This is a genomic window from Lysinibacillus sp. KCTC 33748 (genome assembly GCF_002237755.1).
Lineage (GTDB): Bacteria > Bacillota > Bacilli > Bacillales_A > Planococcaceae > Lysinibacillus.
This window is the reverse complement of record NZ_MWSJ01000022.1, coordinates 32,427-49,085: the sequence shown is the minus strand read 5'-3', so window position 1 is coordinate 49,085 and position 16,659 is coordinate 32,427. Positions and strand designations below refer to the sequence as shown.

The 16,659-nt window shown below is 38.7% G+C and carries 14 protein-coding genes and 1 other annotated feature; of the genes, 13 read left to right on the top strand and 1 reads right to left on the bottom strand.

Annotation, left to right across the window (positions count from 1 at the left end; genetic code table 11):
• The first annotated feature begins 83 nt into the window (after nt 1–83).
• Nucleotides 84–2,051 (top strand): methyl-accepting chemotaxis protein, encoded by a 1,968-nt coding sequence (locus B1B04_RS20245; RefSeq protein ID WP_170939037.1) that lies wholly within the window; start codon nt 84–86, stop codon nt 2,049–2,051.
• Between the two features lie 125 nt (nt 2,052–2,176).
• Here B1B04_RS20245 and rnhC read toward each other — a convergent pair whose 3' ends face one another.
• Entirely contained in the window at nt 2,177–3,103 is a 927-nt protein-coding gene (rnhC, locus tag B1B04_RS20240; RefSeq protein ID WP_079563178.1) for a ribonuclease HIII, read from the bottom strand.
• A gap of 133 nt (nt 3,104–3,236) precedes the next feature.
• Here rnhC and zapA point away from each other — a divergent pair, with 133 nt between their 5' ends.
• From zapA to B1B04_RS20185, 12 genes are all read left to right on the top strand, one after another.
• Nucleotides 3,237–3,497, top strand: coding sequence for a cell division protein ZapA (gene zapA, locus B1B04_RS20235; RefSeq protein ID WP_079563177.1), 261 nt, complete (start codon nt 3,237–3,239; stop codon nt 3,495–3,497).
• Nucleotides 3,498–3,502: 5 nt separating this feature from the next.
• Nucleotides 3,503–4,042 carry a CvpA family protein gene (locus B1B04_RS20230; protein ID WP_079563176.1) on the top strand — a complete coding sequence of 180 codons (540 nt, stop codon included), beginning with the start codon at nt 3,503–3,505 and terminating at the stop codon, nt 4,040–4,042.
• A 59-nt stretch (nt 4,043–4,101) separates the two neighbouring features.
• Nucleotides 4,102–5,811, top strand: coding sequence for a DNA polymerase/3'-5' exonuclease PolX (gene polX / locus B1B04_RS20225; RefSeq protein ID WP_079563175.1), 1,710 nt, complete (start codon nt 4,102–4,104; stop codon nt 5,809–5,811).
• An 18-nt stretch (nt 5,812–5,829) separates the two neighbouring features.
• Nucleotides 5,830–8,196: an endonuclease MutS2 gene (locus B1B04_RS20220; protein ID WP_079563174.1), complete on the top strand. Its 2,367-nt coding sequence runs from the start codon at nt 5,830–5,832 to the stop codon at nt 8,194–8,196.
• A 21-nt stretch (nt 8,197–8,217) separates the two neighbouring features.
• Nucleotides 8,218–8,631 carry a DUF350 domain-containing protein gene (locus B1B04_RS20215; protein WP_079563173.1) on the top strand — a complete coding sequence of 138 codons (414 nt, stop codon included), beginning with the start codon at nt 8,218–8,220 and terminating at the stop codon, nt 8,629–8,631.
• Nucleotides 8,632–8,884: 253 nt separating this feature from the next.
• Nucleotides 8,885–9,010, top strand: a complete 126-nt coding sequence (locus B1B04_RS26495; protein ID WP_276207772.1) for a hypothetical protein — start codon at nt 8,885–8,887, stop codon at nt 9,008–9,010.
• Between the two features lie 447 nt (nt 9,011–9,457).
• Entirely contained in the window at nt 9,458–11,149 is a 1,692-nt protein-coding gene (locus B1B04_RS20210; protein WP_079563172.1) for an AMP-binding protein, read from the top strand.
• Between the two features lie 164 nt (nt 11,150–11,313).
• A complete protein-coding gene (locus tag B1B04_RS20205) occupies nt 11,314–11,895 on the top strand; it encodes a TetR/AcrR family transcriptional regulator (protein ID WP_079563171.1) in 582 nt (193 codons plus the stop codon).
• Nucleotides 11,896–11,909: 14 nt separating this feature from the next.
• The gene (locus tag B1B04_RS20200; protein ID WP_079563170.1) at nt 11,910–12,683 is read left to right on the top strand and encodes an enoyl-CoA hydratase; all 774 of its coding nucleotides are present in this window, start codon (nt 11,910–11,912) and stop codon (nt 12,681–12,683) included.
• 117 nt (nt 12,684–12,800) lie between these two features.
• On the top strand, nt 12,801–13,574 hold the full coding sequence (locus B1B04_RS20195; RefSeq protein WP_079563169.1) for an electron transfer flavoprotein subunit beta/FixA family protein: 774 nt from the start codon (nt 12,801–12,803) through the stop codon (nt 13,572–13,574).
• A gap of 51 nt (nt 13,575–13,625) precedes the next feature.
• The gene (locus B1B04_RS20190) at nt 13,626–14,603 is read left to right on the top strand and encodes an electron transfer flavoprotein subunit alpha/FixB family protein (RefSeq protein WP_079563168.1); all 978 of its coding nucleotides are present in this window, start codon (nt 13,626–13,628) and stop codon (nt 14,601–14,603) included.
• Between the two features lie 220 nt (nt 14,604–14,823).
• Nucleotides 14,824–15,057, top strand: a binding site (T-box leader).
• Between the two features lie 185 nt (nt 15,058–15,242).
• Entirely contained in the window at nt 15,243–16,592 is a 1,350-nt protein-coding gene (locus tag B1B04_RS20185; RefSeq protein WP_079563167.1) for an amino acid permease, read from the top strand.
• The last annotated feature ends 67 nt before the right edge of the window (nt 16,593–16,659 follow it).

Genomic DNA, 16,659 nt, shown 5'->3' with positions numbered 1-16,659 from the left:
AATTACAAAAAATAAATCTTAAGTATTTATTATGTGTATAGTAGAAATTGGATAGAAAAAAATAGTAAGAGGAGATAATGATTTTGAAAGAGTATCGAAAAAGAAAAAGCTTATCTGTGCGTGCTCGGTTAATCTGGGCTATTACAATGACACTCTTAATTCCGAGTATTGCAATTGGTACGTTCTCATATTTGAAATCAGATAATTTATATTATAACGAATTAAGTAATAAATCTCTTGAGAATGTCGATTTAATAAATACTTTAGTAACAAAAGAAATTTCCCCAATCATAAGTGATGCAGAATATTTGGCTGCTTATTTTAATAAGGATTGGGAAGATGCAGCTGCATTAAAGGAATTAGATAAATACAATGCTTTACATAATAGTGTTTCAGTAGTCGCTTTAACTCTAGAAGGCCATGATTTTTTACGAAATCCATATCATGAAATGCCTTCTGATTATAATCCATTTTTGCGTCCTTGGTATATAAAGGCTATAGAGTCGCCAGGTAAAGGCGTCGTGATGGACCCCTATAAATCAAATATTTCAGGCGATTTAACTTTAACTGTAGCGGCAGGATTGCGTGACAAATCCGGGGTTGTTTCCATAGATTTGAAACTTGGCGAAATTTCAGAGCTCATAGATGCTGTAGAGATTGGGAAAAGTGGCTATGCCTCATTAGTGAATGCCAATAATCTTACGATAGCAGATCCGAATGTTGAAGTAGGAACTAAGCTGAAAGATTCATACATAGAAAAGATGCAAGGAAAAGAAGAAGGTAGCTTTACAATTCAGGAAGATGGCGTGGAGCATCAAGTATTTTTCACTACTAATAAACTAACAGGATGGAAAATTATCGGTGTTATGGATGTAGCGGATGTTACAGCTGTCACAGCGCCAATTTTAAAATCGACTATAGCAGTCATTGCTACTGCTTTAATTATTTGTGGGATCATTGGTGGTATGATCATTGCCTCAATCATTCGTCCACTAAAAGAACTATCGACAGTTGCTGAACAAGTAGGAGAAGGCGATTTACGTAACTTTATCGACATAAGAAGAAATGATGAAATCGGTAAATTAGCTACTATTTTTAATAAAATGATTTCTTCGTTACGTGAAGTAGTTGGTAATATTGGTGAGGAATCAAATTTATTGGCCAATTCTTCAGAGGAGCTGACTGCAAGTACTGCAGAGAATAAGCGAGCAACATCACAAATTGTTGATTCCATTCAAACACTTGCTGAGACGATTGATATGCAGGCAGAGACTGTTAGTGAAGGTAATAGTGCTGTACTGGAAATGTCATCATCTATTCAGCAAATTTCTGCAAAAGCAGGTGCAGTAAGTGATATGTCTAATAAAGCTATGGACGCTGTTATGATCGGTGATGAAACTATTCAAACAGCTGTTCAACAAATGACCATGATTCAAAATACTGTACAAGCACTAGAAAATACAGTGCAAACATTAGACAAGCGTTCTCACGAAATTGAGCACATTGTTGAGGCTATAACCCAAATTGCTGATCAAACGAACCTATTAGCTTTAAACGCAGCAATTGAAGCCGCACGTGCGGGTGAACAAGGAAAAGGCTTCGCGGTCGTAGCTGAAGAGGTACGAAAGCTAGCGGAACAATCCGCACAATCCACGCTGCAAATTAAGGGTATTATTTCACAGATTCAAGAAGATACAAATCTAGCAGTTGAATCAATGGCTGCTGGTTCAGCTGAGGTCGTTAAGGGGATTGATATAACAAACATGGCAGGAAAGTCATTTGAAGAGATTCGTACGAATGTACAAAGTGTAACCTCTGAAATAGGACATATTTCAGAAGCATCTAAAGTTATCTCTCAACACGCCAATCAAGTGACGATAGGGATTGAAAGTGTGCTTGAACAAACGAATGAAACTACAGCAAGTGCCCAAAATATTTCCGCTGCAACTGAGGAGCAACTTGCCTCTATGGAAGAAATCGCAGTATCAGCCGCTACTCTTGCTAAAATGTCTGAAAATCTTCAACAGACGATTCAACAATTCAAATATTAAGTTGAAACGAAAACTTTTTGATAAGTTTTTAATATAAAAAATTTCGCTAACTCCAGTAGAAAGCAAGTTGTATAAAACTTGTCATCTGCGGGAGTATAGCGAAATTTTTTGTCTATAAGTCCAATTTATTTCATCTTTTTAGCTTTCTCGGTATTCGCAAAATGCCATTTCGTAATGCAACGTAAAAATTCCTCACCTTGTTTTCGCCAAATGCGAGCTGCTAAGGCATCTACTTTTGCTGAAGCCCCCTTCAACAACTCTATCCCGGCAATCTCACTCAGTCGGTCCATTTCTTTTAAAAACGCCGCACGAGCTAATATCGATGCAGTTGCTACTGAAACATGTAATTGCTCGGCCTTCGTAGAAAATAGCACATCATCTCGAACAATATCTCGTTCATTTTTTAAATAATTGTAATACACGCCACGTTCCGCAAACTGATCTATCAAGATCTGTTCTGGTTTTTCGGGAGCCATTTTTGACAGTGTATTTTTAAGTGCCTTATTATGCATCATAGCTTTCATTTTACCTTGTGAGTAGCCTCGTGACTGTAATTCGTTGTATTTTTCATTGCGTAGTACAAGTACACTATGGACGCAAGCTGCACGTAAATCGGGTGCTATTTTACGCATGTAATCATCTGTTAGCATTTTGGAGTCTTTGACACCAAGTTCGTTAAAAAGCGCAATTTTTGATGAAGGGACATATACGGCTGCAACTGTAATTGGACCAAAGTAATCGCCAGTACCTGTTTCATCTGAGCCTAGCACCGACATCGTAGCAAAACCTTCTGGCAGGGTGTCACCCTTTGCTCCAATCGATGATGTTTTCTGTGTGTTTGTTACTTCTACGCCTCCCCAGCGTGCAGCTTCTCGCTCAGCGCCTCCCCCTTGGAACATTAATTTTCCTGATTTGTACATCGTAATGGCTGTATCAGGGAGCTTTGCAGCAAAGATTACCCCTGGTGCTTTACGTTCTACAAAATGGTTTGCGTAGTAGGACATCACCTCTTTTTGTATATTTGTTGATATTGAAAGTACAATATTTGACATTTCCTCGTTCCTTTCTGTCCTCGTTGTTCACAATTTTATACCTTTCATGGTATGATAATAAATAGCTTTTTTGTGTAAGTTGCTCACAATCGGAAAAATCGTGAGCACAAAAATTAAAAAGGGGGGTGCGACTATGGGAAATCAAGAAAAGAATAAAATTTCTGTGGAAATATACGGTCATACTTATAAAATGGTCGGCTCTGAATCCATTGGACATATGCGACTTGTCGCTTCTATTGTTGATGACCGTATGCGCGAAATGAATGTACATAATCCCTCTCTTGATAGCACAAAGCTTGCCGTTCTTACAGCAGTAAATACCGTTCACGATTATTTACTATTAAAAGAACGAATGGAGCAACTAGAAGAAGAAGTGAAAAAATTAAAGGGTTGAAGTGAATGTTAGATCTAATCATATTAGCGGTACTATTAGCCGGGCTCATCGTTGGAGCAAAACGTGGTTTCATTGTACAGATGATGCATATCGTTAGCTTTATAGTTGCCCTAATTGTTGCGTATATCTATTATAAACCATTAGCACAAAAAATGGTGTTTTGGGTCCCGTATCCAGGGGTAACGGATTCAGGTAGTCTTGGAGTAGTCATTGATAGCCTGGATATAGACCGTACTTTTTACCGTGTCATTGCGTTTGCTGTTATATTCTTTGCGGTGAAAATTACAATGCAAATTGTGGCATCGATTTTTGATTTTATAGCGTATTTACCTGTATTAGGTACAGTGAATCGTTGGCTTGGAGCATTGTTAGGCATGATTGAAAACTATTTAATTATGTTTATCTTGCTTTACATTCTTGCTTTATTACCAGTTGATTCTATCCAAAGTTTAATGTCGAAGTCGTTGTTAAGTGGTCTCATTTTGGAGCATACCCCAATTATTACGAGCATGTTCCAAAACTGGTGGTATATTTATATGCAATAGCAAACTGTGCACTTCTCTCGGTTTTGAGGGAAGTGTTTTTACGATAGGAGGAATTCCCAATGAACAAAAAAACAATTATTCGCACATTAGAAAAGATTGCATTGTATATGGAATTACAAGGGGAAAATCCATTCAAAGTGTCGGCCTTTCGAAAAGCTGCTGCTGCACTCGAGGGAGACGAGCGCTCATTGAGTGAGATGGAGGATATAACAAAGCTTAAAGGTATAGGTAAAGGTACAGCTGCTGTTATTGAGGATTTAATAACAAATGGTGAATCGAGCTTATTAAAAGAATTAGAGGACATTGTACCAAAAGGATTGCTGCCGTTATTAAAACTTCCAGGCTTAGGTGGTAAAAAAATAGCTAAGCTTCATCAAGAGTTAGGAATTGATTCTGCCGAAAGTTTAAAGGCAGCTTGTGAAGCTTGTAAAGTTCGTGAGCTAGCAGGCTTTGCGGCAAAAACTGAAGAAAAAATTTTAAAAGAACTTGCAAATTTATCGAATCGATCAGAACGTTTGCCGATTTGGCAGCTTGAGCCTGTTGTTTTACAAATTGAAGCGCTTCTAGGTAGTATGGAAGCAGTTGAGCGTTTTTCTGTTGCTGGAAGCTTCCGCCGTGCAGCAGAAACAAGTAAAGATATTGATTTTATTGTTGTAACGGAAGCAGTTGAGGCTGTACGTGAAAAGCTACTGAATGAGCTTTCTGTACAAGAAGTAGTAGCTGCTGGCGATACGAAGATTTCAGTTATTTTAGATTTAGAAGAGCCTGTAAGTGTAGATTTTCGATTAGTGAGAGATGTTGAATATGCAACGGCCTTACATCATTTCACAGGCTCAAAAGATCACAATGTCCGCATGCGTCAGATTGCAAAAGCCCGTGGTGAAAAGATTAGTGAATACGGTGTGGAACAAGCGGATGGCACTGTTTTAACGTTTAAGGATGAAGCGGAATTTTTTGCGCATTTTGATTTACCATTTATCCCACCTAGCTTGCGTACAGGAACAACGGAATTCGATAAAACGGATGACATTCAACATCTTGTGAAATTAGAAGATATTAAAGCAGATTTACATATGCATACGACGTGGTCTGATGGTGCATACTCTGTAGCGGAAATGGGCGAGGCATTAATAGCACGTGACTATCAATATAGCGTTATTACTGACCATTCACAATTTTTAAAAGTAGCAAATGGTTTAACGCCAGAGCGTTTAACAAAGCAACGTGTTGAAATTGAGGCATTTAATGAGGCACATCCAGATTTCCATTTATATGCGGGGACAGAAATGGACATTTTGCCAGATGGTTCACTCGATTTTGAAGATGATGTGCTGAGAGAGTTAGACTTCGTCATTGCCTCTATTCACTCTAGCTTTACACAATCGCAGGACAAAATTATGGCACGCTTACTGACAGCAATGCAAAATCCGTATGTTCATATGATTGCACATCCAACTGGCCGCATTATTGAGGATCGTACTGGCTATAATCCTGATATGGAGCAATTAATTGCTTGGGCGAAGGAATATGGTAAAATTTTAGAGTTAAATGCGAATCCATATCGTCTTGATTTATGTGTTGAGCATTTAGAAATGGCTTTAACAGCTGGCGTACCCGTAGCAATCAATACGGATGCCCACGATATTGCTCACTTACGCTTTATGGATATCGGGGTACGCTACGCAAACAGAGCATGGTTGAAAAAGGATATGATTGTGAACACATGGACGCGAGAACAATTTGAAGCGTTTATTCGACGAAATAAATAGGTTGAGGAGGTGTTCTCAGTGATTGCAGAACGCGCATTGAAAACACTAGAATATGATAAAGTACGTCAGCAAGTGGCTACATACTGTACTTCTTCAATCGGTAAATCTGCCGTTGATGAACTTGTACCACAGACAGACTATGAAAAGGTTGTTCAATTATTAGAAGAAATGGACGAAGGACTATCCATTTTACGTGTTAAAGGCAATGTACCAATGGGTGGGATTTTTGATGTACGACCAGCTGCAAGGCGTGCACAAATCGGGGGCATGCTTTCAGCGGTAGAATTAATGGAAGTATCAAGTACGATTCGAGCAAGTAGAATTCTTCGTAATTTTATTGAAGATATAGAATCAGAAGAAGTGATTAATATTCCTCATTTCATCGCCAAAAAGGAAGCAATGCCTGTTTTGACGGGCTTGCAGCATGAAATCAATAACTGTATTGATGAAAACGGCTCAGTGCTAGACTCTGCAAGCCAAACGTTGCGATCGATTCGCCAATCTTTGCGCGCTGAGGAAGCTAAAGTACGATCTAAGCTAGAAAGCCTTACACGCGGGAGCAATGCTTCAAAAATGCTCTCAGATACACTTGTAACGATTCGAAATGATCGCTTCGTTATCCCTGTTAAGCAAGAATACCGTCATCATTATGGTGGAATTGTGCATGATCAATCATCTTCTGGTCAGACATTATTTATCGAGCCAGATTCGGTTGTTCAAGCGAATAATGAAATTCATCGCTTAAAAATGAAAGAGCAAGCTGAAGTTGAACGCATTTTACTTACATTAAGTGCGATGGTAGAGGAAGTAGCTCCAGATCTATTTAACTTAGTAAAAGTACTAGGCGAGATTGACGTCATTTTAGCTAAAGGTAAGTACGGTCAAGCGAACAAATGTACAATGCCTAAAATGAATAACGATGGCTACATTCGACTTGTGCGTGCACGTCATCCGCTATTACCGATTGAAACGGCCGTTGCTAACGATATTGAATTCGGGAAAGATATAACGGCAATTGTCATTACAGGACCAAACACTGGTGGTAAAACTGTCACGTTAAAAACAGTTGGATTGTGTACATTAATGGCACAGGCTGGCTTACCAGTGCCTGCACTTGATGGTTCAGAGCTTGCTGTTTTCAAACAGCTTTTCGCGGATATTGGAGATGAACAGTCAATTGAGCAATCACTGTCAACATTCTCTTCCCATATGGTCAACATAGTAGATATCTTACAAAAATTTGATGACGAATCACTCGTACTATTTGATGAATTAGGTGCCGGTACAGATCCTCAGGAAGGGGCGGCTCTGGCCATCTCCATTTTAGATGAAGTACATGGTCGCGGTGCCCGCGTGATGGCAACGACGCACTATCCTGAGCTAAAAGCATACGGCTATAATCGTCCAGGAGTAGCAAATGCGAGTGTAGAGTTCGATATCGAGACATTGAGCCCAACATATCGTCTACTAATCGGAGTACCAGGCCGCTCTAATGCATTTGAAATTTCAAGTCGTCTAGGTTTACCTGAGTCGATTATAGACCGTGCGAAAAGCTTTACAGGTACAGATCGCCATGAGGTGGAGTCCATGATTGCTTCGCTTGAAGAAACTCGTCGTCAATCAGAAGATGATGCAGAACGCTCACATGAATTAATGATAGAATCTGAAGCCTTACGCAAAGAGCTACAAGGGAAACTACAAGCTTACGAAGACCGCAAAGAGGCACTCGATAAAAAAGCGAAAGAAAAAGCACGTAAAATTGTTGATGAAGCAAAGAGAGAAGCAGAATCAATTATTGCGGAGCTTCGAGAAATGCGCAAAAATGCAGACCAAGTTGTTAAGGAGCATGAACTCATCGAAGCTCGTAAACGATTGGAAGAAGTTACACCGCTTGAAAACAACAAAGTGTTGAAAAAAGCAGCACAAGTAAAGGCCCGTACACAAAACTTAGTTGTCGGGGACGAGGTAAAGGTGTTAAGCTATGGACAACGGGGAACATTGCTCGAAAGAGTATCGAATTCCGAATGGGTTGTCCAAATGGGCATTTTGAAAATGAAAATCGCAGATAGTGACCTAGAGTACATTAAACCAGAAAAAGAACCTGTGCAACGTATGGCTGGTGTAAAAAATCGCAGCAACCATGTAAAATTAGAATTAGATTTACGCGGCGAACGATATGAAGATGCCATTTTACGTACAGAAAAATATATTGATGATGCCTTGCTTGCTAACTATGGGCGTGTATCAATTATTCATGGTGTCGGTACAGGTGCACTACGTCAAGGAATTCAAAGCTATTTGAAAAAGCATAAGCGTGTAAAATCCTTCCGTTTTGGTGAAGCTGGCGAGGGGGGCTTAGGCGTCACAGTTGTGGAATTGAAATAAGCTGTAAAGGGGACGGAGAAAATGCTGAATTCTAGCTTTTGGCGATATCCAATTATCGAAACGGCAGGATATTTTAGTGTTGTCGTATTGTGTTTAGTCGTCTCGATGGCATTGTTCGAAGTCGTTACGAAATATAAAAATTGGGAAGAAATTAAAAAAGGTAATATCGCTGTGGCACTCGCAACAGGTGGGAAAATACTAGGAATCTGTAATATTTTTCGCTTTTCCATTGCGCGCCATAGCACTTTAAGTGAAATGATTGGCTGGGGCCTTTTTGGTTTTACATTACTAATTGTTGCATATTTCTTATTTGAATTTATGACACCACGTTTTAATGTCGATGAAGAAATCGCAAATGACAATCGCTCAGTCGGCTTCATTTCCTTTACCATTTCAGTCGGTCTATCGTTTGTTATTGGGGCAAGTATTGCATAGGAGTGTAATGACATGGAAAAATTAGCAAAAGTACTAATCGTTGTCTGCATCGCATTTTTGGCAGTCGGTGTCTATTATATGATGACCGTTTAAACAAAAAACGCATCCTTTTATGAGGATGCGTTTTTTATATTGATAGGGTGAAGAGAAGAACTGCTGCTCGGTTGTCTAGATACGGAAAGAAGAGCTGGGGCGATGGAAAGAAGTTGGGGTGACGGAAAGAAGAGCTAGGGTGAAGTAAAGAAGAGCCGTGGTGAAGGATAGAACAGCCAAAATCGTGGATAGAACAGCCAAAATCGTGGATAGAACAGTCAAAATCGTGGATAGAACCGTCAAAGCAACGGAAAGAAAAGCCACAGCGATAAGTACTTACTTCTAAATGTCTAGAGTAGCTTCGAAAACTGCTTAGATGAGTTAAGAACTGCACAGGTCCGGAGAGGAAGCGGTCAGTTGAGTGTGTCATCGCATTAATAAATAATACCCCCGAAAAAATCATAAGTTACATCAACCTCATATCAAACCATCGCAGAATACTACTAACATCTATTAAGTTTCCTTCATCTATCTAAAAAGTTAGCAATAAAAAATTATTTTTCGAATATAGAAATATGAACTCAGTCTTGAGTATAAAAAAAGTAAGAGTGAATGAGTATTCATAAAGCGCATTGATCCAAACCCCAAGAAATACAGTTATATAAATGTTGTTAAATGCATAATAATTAATCGTAAATGCATTTATTTTCTATTTTATGTTTGAAAGAGTATTTCTTTTTCATTATAATTAAAATAAGAGTTTACAAAGTTTGGAACAAAGGGGAGAGGACGTATGACAACAAAACCATGGCTATCAAATTATCCTGAAGAAGTACCATCGTCTTTAACGTTTGAGGAAATTCCTGTGCAAGAGTTTTTGACACGCGCCTATAAAAAGAATCCATCCAAAGTTGCGATTCATTTTATGGGAAAGGATTTGACGTATACTGAGTTATATGAGTCAGCGCTTAGGTTCGCAAACTATTTACAAGCCCTTGGGGTGGAAAAGGGAGATCGAGTAGCGATTATGCTACCAAACTCACCACAAAGTGTAATCGCTTACTACGGGGCAATGTATGCTGGAGCGATTGTCGTACAAACAAATCCACTTTATACTGAGCGTGAACTTCAATATCAAATGGCTGATTCAGGTGCGAAAGTAATTTTATTGATGGATATTTTGTATCCACGTGTTATGAAAATTATCAAAGAAACTGCGCTTGAAAATGTAATTGTCACAGCTATTAAAGATTATTTGCCATTTCCTAAAAATTTGGTCTATCCATATATTCAAAAAAAGCAGTACGGTTTTAGTGTCAAGGTTGAACATAGTGGTCAAAATCATTTATTCACAGAAATTATGCGCTCCGCTCCTATCAAAATGATTGATATTCCATTTGATTTTGAAGAGGACATTGCACTGCTTCAATATACAGGTGGAACGACTGGCTTTCCTAAGGGTGTGATGCTAACCCACAAAAACTTAATTGCTAATACAATGATGTGTGATACATGGATGTATAAATGTATACATGGAGAGGAAACCATTATGGGCATCCTACCATTCTTCCATGTCTATGGTATGACTACTGTTATGTTATTATCCGTTTTCACGCAAAATAGAATGGTGTTATTACCAAAGTTTGATGCAGAGACAGCGTTGAAAACGATAGATAAGCAAAAACCGACTCTTTTCCCAGGTGCACCGACCTTATATATTGGTCTATTAAATCACCCGGATATTGCAAAGTATGACTTATCGTCTATAAAAGCATGCTTAAGTGGTTCTGCTTCATTGCCAGTAGAGGTGCAAGAGAAATTTGAAGCGGCAACAGGGGGAAAGCTTGTAGAAGGATATGGGTTAACAGAAACTTCTCCTGTCACACATGCTACACCTATTTGGGGAAAGCGTGTCATGGGCTCAATTGGTTTACCTTGGCCAAATACGGATTCAGTAATTTTACGTACAGGGGATACAGAGGTGCTTCCAGTCGGTGAGGTAGGAGAAATAGCTGTAAAGGGACCACAGGTTATGAAAGGTTATTGGAATCGCCCTGAAGATACGGCAGCGTCGTTCGTAGATGGCTGGTTTTTAACAGGCGATTTAGGCTATATGGACGAGGGAGGCTATTTCTATGTAGTTGACCGTAAAAAAGATATCATTATCGCAGGTGGCTTTAATATTTACCCTCGTGAGGTAGAGGAAGTACTATATGAGCGAGAGGAAATCCAAGAGTGTGTCGTTGCGGGCATACCAGACCCGTATCGTGGAGAAACAGTAAAAGCTTATATTGTTTTAAAAGAAGGATATTCGATTACGGAAGACGAATTAAATAAATATTGCCGTCAAAACTTAGCCGCTTTCAAAGTTCCGCGCTATTATGAGTTTAGAGATGAGCTACCGAAAACGGCTGTTGGGAAAATTTTGCGTCGCTCGTTAGTAGACGAAGAAAAAACGAAATTGGTGAATAAAGAAGCAAAATAAATACGTGGTAAAGTATTGACAAGCAAAGTTGTAAATTATAATATGAAAATATGAATGAATGACCATTCATATTTTCATATTTTTTTAGGTTAACACGTCACATCCTTCACAATACATCAGCATGAATGGGACGTGTGCAAGTTTTTTTAGGTGGTGATATAAAAGTGAAACGTGATAAGCCAAAGTATAAGCAAATTATTGATGCAGCTGTCATCGTTATTGCAGAAAATGGGTATCACCAAGCACAGGTATCGAAGATTGCTAAACAGGCAGGGGTGGCCGATGGAACAATCTATTTATATTTTAAAAATAAAGAAGATATATTAATTTCTGTCTTTAATGAAAAAATGGCTGTTTTTGTAGAGTCATTACAAGATATAATAGAAAATGGAAGTACGTCTAAGGACAAACTTTCACGAATGATCGCAAATCATTTTAATGTTCTAGCGACTGATCGATATCTAGCAACCGTCACACAATTGGAACTACGACAATCGAATAAAGATTTACGACTAAAGATTAATTCGGTGTTAAGAGAGTATTTAAAATTACTGGATCAAATTTTAATCGAAGGTATGCTATCAGGTGAGTTCAATCAAACGATGGATGTGCGCTTGGCGCGTCAAATGGTGTTTGGAACCATTGACGAAACCATTACGTCGTGGGTCATGAATGAATATCGATATGATTTGATAGAACAGGTTCCAAAAGTTCAGGCATTAATCTTGAACGGTATTAAAGCTTAAAAGGATGTGGAGAAATGGAATTTCTAAGTTGGAAAGCAGAGGATGGAGTAGCGATTATTACAATTGCACGCCCACCAGCAAACGCATTATCTCGCGGAATCATCGCCGAAGTAAATGCTGTGCTAGATGAAGTAGAAAATGATGACACTGTACGTGTCCTTGTACTTCATGGCGAAGGTCGTTTCTTCTCAGCAGGTGCAGATATTAAAGAGTTTACAGAGGTTGTTTCTGGTGATGAATTTTCAAAGCTAGCGAGCAATGGTCAACAAGTTTTTGAACGAGTTGAAACGTTCTCTAAACCTATTATTGCTGCAATTCATGGCGCTGCACTAGGCGGGGGACTTGAACTAGCGATGAGTTGTCATCTGCGCTTTGTGACAGAATCTGCGAAATTAGGACTACCTGAATTACAATTAGGTCTTATTCCAGGTTTTGGGGGTACACAACGTCTACCACGATATGTAGGAGTTGCAAAAGCTGCAGAAATGATGTTCACAAGTGAGCCGATTTCTGGTACAGAAGCTGTACAATGGGGTTTAGCAAATCGTGCATTTACAGATGAAGCATTATTAGAAGAAACGTTAAAGGTAGCAAAGAAAATTGCGAAGAAGAGTCCGGTTGCTTTAAAAGCAGCTATTCAAACATTGCAATATGCAAAGCATGCTTCATTCTATGAAGGGATTGAGGCGGAAGCAAAATCCTTTGGTACAGTATTCGTTTCGGAAGATGCAAAAGAGGGAATTCAAGCATTTATTGCAAAACGCGAGCCTTTGTTTACTGGTAAATAATATTCCATCAGTGTCGATAGCGACTTGAAAGAGTGTTATCGACGTTATCGACACTGAAAATATATAATATTTATAAGTTTACTTAGAAATAAAAATCGTTTCAGGGGGTATGGATATATGAATATTTTTGCATTAATTAAACGTACGTTTGATACAGAAGAAAAAATCGTTGTGTCGGGTGGTAAAATCCAAGAGGATGGCGCAGAATTCATCATCAATCCTTACGATGAATATGCCATTGAAGAAGCTATTCAAGTACGAGACGCTGCTGGCGGTAAAGTAACAGTTGTTTCAATTGGTGGCGAAGATGCAGAGAAGCAATTACGCACAGCTCTTGCAATGGGTGCTGATGAAGCGGTTCTGATTAATACAGAAGACGATTTAGATGAACTAGATCAAAATGCAGCTGCATATATTTTAGCTGAATATTTAAAAGATAAAGACGCTGATTTAATTTTATCAGGAAACGTTGCAATTGATGGAGGCTCTGGTCAAGTAGGACCCCGTGTTGCAGATTTACTAGGCATTAACTATGTTACAACAATTACAAAGCTTGAAATTGATGGCACATCTGCGAAAATTGTACGTGATATTGAAGGTGACTCAGAAGTGATCGAGACATCTTTACCACTTTTAGTAACAGCTCAACAAGGTTTAAACGAGCCGCGTTACCCATCTTTACCAGGGATTATGAAAGCAAAGAAGAAACCGCTTGCAGAACTTGAGTTAGATGATTTAGATATCGATGAAGATGATGTAGAAGTTAAGGTAGAAACAGTTGATATTTTCTTACCAGCTCAAAAGGCAGCAGGTCGTGTTCTTGAGGGCGAACTTTCAGCTCAAGTAAAAGAGCTAGTAAACCTACTTCATACAGAGGCAAAAGTAGTTTAAGTCATCTGATGACACAAATCGAATCTTAAAGGGTAACGGAGGGAATATACTATGTCAAAAAAAGTATTAGTATTAGGTGAAGTTCGTGAAGGAAGCTTACGTAATGTTTCTTTCGAAGCAATTGCGGCTGCAAAGCAAATCGCTGATGGCGGTGAGGTTGTTGGTGTTCTTTTAGGAGATGCCGTAGCAGGTTTAACAGGTCCATTATTTGAATATGGTGCTGACCGTGTTGTAACGGTGGAGCATCCACATTTAAAACAATATACATCTGATGGCTATGGTCAAGCTTTATTAGCTGTAATTGAGGAAGAAAAGCCAGCAGGTATCGTGTTTGGTCATACTGCAAACGGTAAAGATTTATCACCAAAAATTGCAAGTAAATTACAAGCAGGTCTTGTATCTGATGTAACGTCTATGGAAGGTACTGGTGATGATGTTGTATTCATCCGTCCAATTTACTCTGGTAAAGCTTTTGAAAAAGTGAAAGTAAAAGACGGCATAGTTTTAGCTTCAGTTCGTCCAAATAATATTGCGCCATTAGAAAAAGTAGCAGGAAAATCTGGTGACATCACTTCTCTTACTGTAGATATTACAAACCTTCGTACAATTATTAAAGAGGTTGTACGTAAATCTTCTGAGGGTGTCGATCTTTCAGAGGCAAAAGTTGTTGTAGCAGGTGGTCGTGGCGTAAAGTCTGAGGATGGCTTTGAACCATTAAAAGAGCTAGCGGATTTACTTGGTGGTGCAGTTGGAGCTTCACGTGGAGCATGTGATGCTGAATATTGTGACTACTCACTTCAAATTGGTCAAACAGGTAAGGTAGTAACACCGGACCTTTACATTGCAGCAGGTATTTCTGGAGCAATTCAGCATTTAGCGGGAATGTCAAATTCAAAAGTAATCGTTGCTATTAATAAGGATCCAGAGGCAAATATTTTCAAAGTTGCGGACTACGGTATCGTAGGCGATTTATTTGAAGTAGTGCCTCTTCTAATCGAAGAATTTAAAGCGTTAAAAGTGAACGCATAATAAATGTGCAGGGAGGATGTATCTTCCCTGCTTTTTTTGTTGAATTTTTCGACTTTTTAAAGTTATTGCAAAATAAAATGTTGACATAATTAATTTTAGAACGTATAGTGATGAATATTAATTTAACTTATTTCAGCGGATCAAACACTCATTGAAATAAGTTAAAGCCTCCGGCGGATGTCACGGAATCATGCCGAGGCATAATTGATTTTTATTCAAAAGAAACGCAAAGATTAGGAGTAGTAAAAGCTCATTATTTGGTGAAGAGAGCTGCGGGTTGGTGCAACGCAGTCCAATAAGACTTTGAACTTGCCTATGAGCGGTAAGATAAATAGAATTTGCAGAATATTCTATTTGTTGGACGGTTAACCTTCGTTACTAGGTTTTTAAGTAGGGTTCTAAAAGAACCAATTAGAGTGGTACCGCGGTTTGCTTATGGCATATCGTCTCTTCTTTCATTTATTAATGAAGGAACAGACGATATGCCTTTTTTTGTCTAGGCTAAACGCTACATCCTCGAGGTCGCTTCGATCCCTCGGGAAAAAGTGGAGGAGCGCTTACTTTTGCTTCGGGCTCTCCAGCGCTTGACGGATGTAAACGAGCGCTATAGCGCATTTGTTGATTTTAGGAGGTAAGGAAATGGAAAACGACAATCAGAAATTAAAAAGAACGATGACCTCACGGCATATTACGATGATGGCTTTAGGTGGTGCCATTGGTGCAGGGTTATTTAAAGGAAGTAGTGCAGCTATTGATATGGCAGGGCCATCAGTACTTATTGCGTACTTAATTGGTGGGATTATCCTGCTGTTTGTTATGCAAGGTTTAGCAGAAATGGCAGTCCGTAATAGCGAAGCCAGAACATTTAGAGATCTAGTGCAAGCTGTTTTAGGAAAGTTTCCAGCTTATTTCCTAGATTGGATCTATTGGAAAATGTGGGTGTTGAATATTGCTGCAGAATCTATAGTTGCGGCCATTTTTATTCAATATTGGTTGCCAGATTACCCGATTTGGATACTTGCATTATCTGTTTCGGTGTTAGTTACAGCCGTAAACTTGTTATCAGTGAAAGTCTTTGCTGAAACTGAATATTGGCTGGCGTTGATTAAAATTACCGTTATTGTGGTGTTCATTATAGCGGGATTAATTTTATTGCTTGTTACTTTTGGTAATCATACAGCTGTTGGCTTTTCTAATTTAACGGAACATGGTGGTTTCTTCCCGAACGGATCAATGGGATTGATTTCTGCAATGCTTGTAGTTATTTACTCTTATGGTGGTACTGAAATTATTGGTATTACATTAGCTGAAACGAAAAATCCTGAAAAAGTAGTGCCAAAAGCTGTCCGCAGTACATTAGTACGTATTGTAACTTTTTATTTAGTTCCTTTCTTTATTATCGTTAGCTTGATTCCTTGGAATGAAGTAAATGGGGTGCCGGAAAGTCCGTTTGTGATGGTCTTTAAAATGGTTGGGATTCCTGGTGCTGACCATATTATGAACGCTGTAGTTATACTCGCAATTATTTCGTCAATGAACTCGGGGCTTTATGGTTCATCGCGAGTTCTGTATACACAAGCTGTAGACGGGCGTGTTCCTAAAATCTTTGCATATTTATCAAAAAGAAAAGTTCCGGTATATGCCATATTAATGTGTACCTTCGCTTTATATGTAGCTGTAATATTTTCTTTATTTGCGGGAAGCAGAACTTTTGATTTCCTAATGGGTTCACTTGGATATACCGTGTTATTTATTTGGCTAATTATTGCGATTGCACATCTTAAATCGCGTAAAAAACAGCCAGAAAAAACAAGTACCTATGCAGTAAAATTGTTCCCTTACACAACTTGGATAGCTATTATTGCGTTAAGTGCGATTCTAATTGGTATTATTTTTACAACATCTATTATCATAACAGGTATTACTTTAGCTATTTATCTCTTTATTACGTTAACCTATGTCTTTAAAGGTCGTTTTCAAGAAAATTAGGCTACACTAAAAATGAACTTAATGTCTTATTCGACCTGAATTTTCATAAATTAAGCATACTAGGCAG

What these genes read in the sequence shown, in the direction of transcription:
- rnhC (WP_079563178.1), bottom strand. Translation starts at nt 3,103, where the DNA reads ATGTCAAATATTGTACTTTCAATATCAACAAATATACAAAAAGAGGTG.
- zapA (WP_079563177.1), top strand. Translation starts at nt 3,237, where the DNA reads ATGGGAAATCAAGAAAAGAATAAAATTTCTGTGGAAATATACGGTCAT.
- B1B04_RS20230 (WP_079563176.1), top strand. Translation starts at nt 3,503, where the DNA reads ATGTTAGATCTAATCATATTAGCGGTACTATTAGCCGGGCTCATCGTT.
- polX (WP_079563175.1), top strand. Translation starts at nt 4,102, where the DNA reads ATGAACAAAAAAACAATTATTCGCACATTAGAAAAGATTGCATTGTAT.
- B1B04_RS20215 (WP_079563173.1), top strand. Translation starts at nt 8,218, where the DNA reads ATGCTGAATTCTAGCTTTTGGCGATATCCAATTATCGAAACGGCAGGA.
- B1B04_RS20210 (WP_079563172.1), top strand. Translation starts at nt 9,458, where the DNA reads ATGACAACAAAACCATGGCTATCAAATTATCCTGAAGAAGTACCATCG.
- B1B04_RS20200 (WP_079563170.1), top strand. Translation starts at nt 11,910, where the DNA reads ATGGAATTTCTAAGTTGGAAAGCAGAGGATGGAGTAGCGATTATTACA.
- B1B04_RS20195 (WP_079563169.1), top strand. Translation starts at nt 12,801, where the DNA reads ATGAATATTTTTGCATTAATTAAACGTACGTTTGATACAGAAGAAAAA.
- B1B04_RS20190 (WP_079563168.1), top strand. Translation starts at nt 13,626, where the DNA reads ATGTCAAAAAAAGTATTAGTATTAGGTGAAGTTCGTGAAGGAAGCTTA.
- B1B04_RS20185 (WP_079563167.1), top strand. Translation starts at nt 15,243, where the DNA reads ATGGAAAACGACAATCAGAAATTAAAAAGAACGATGACCTCACGGCAT.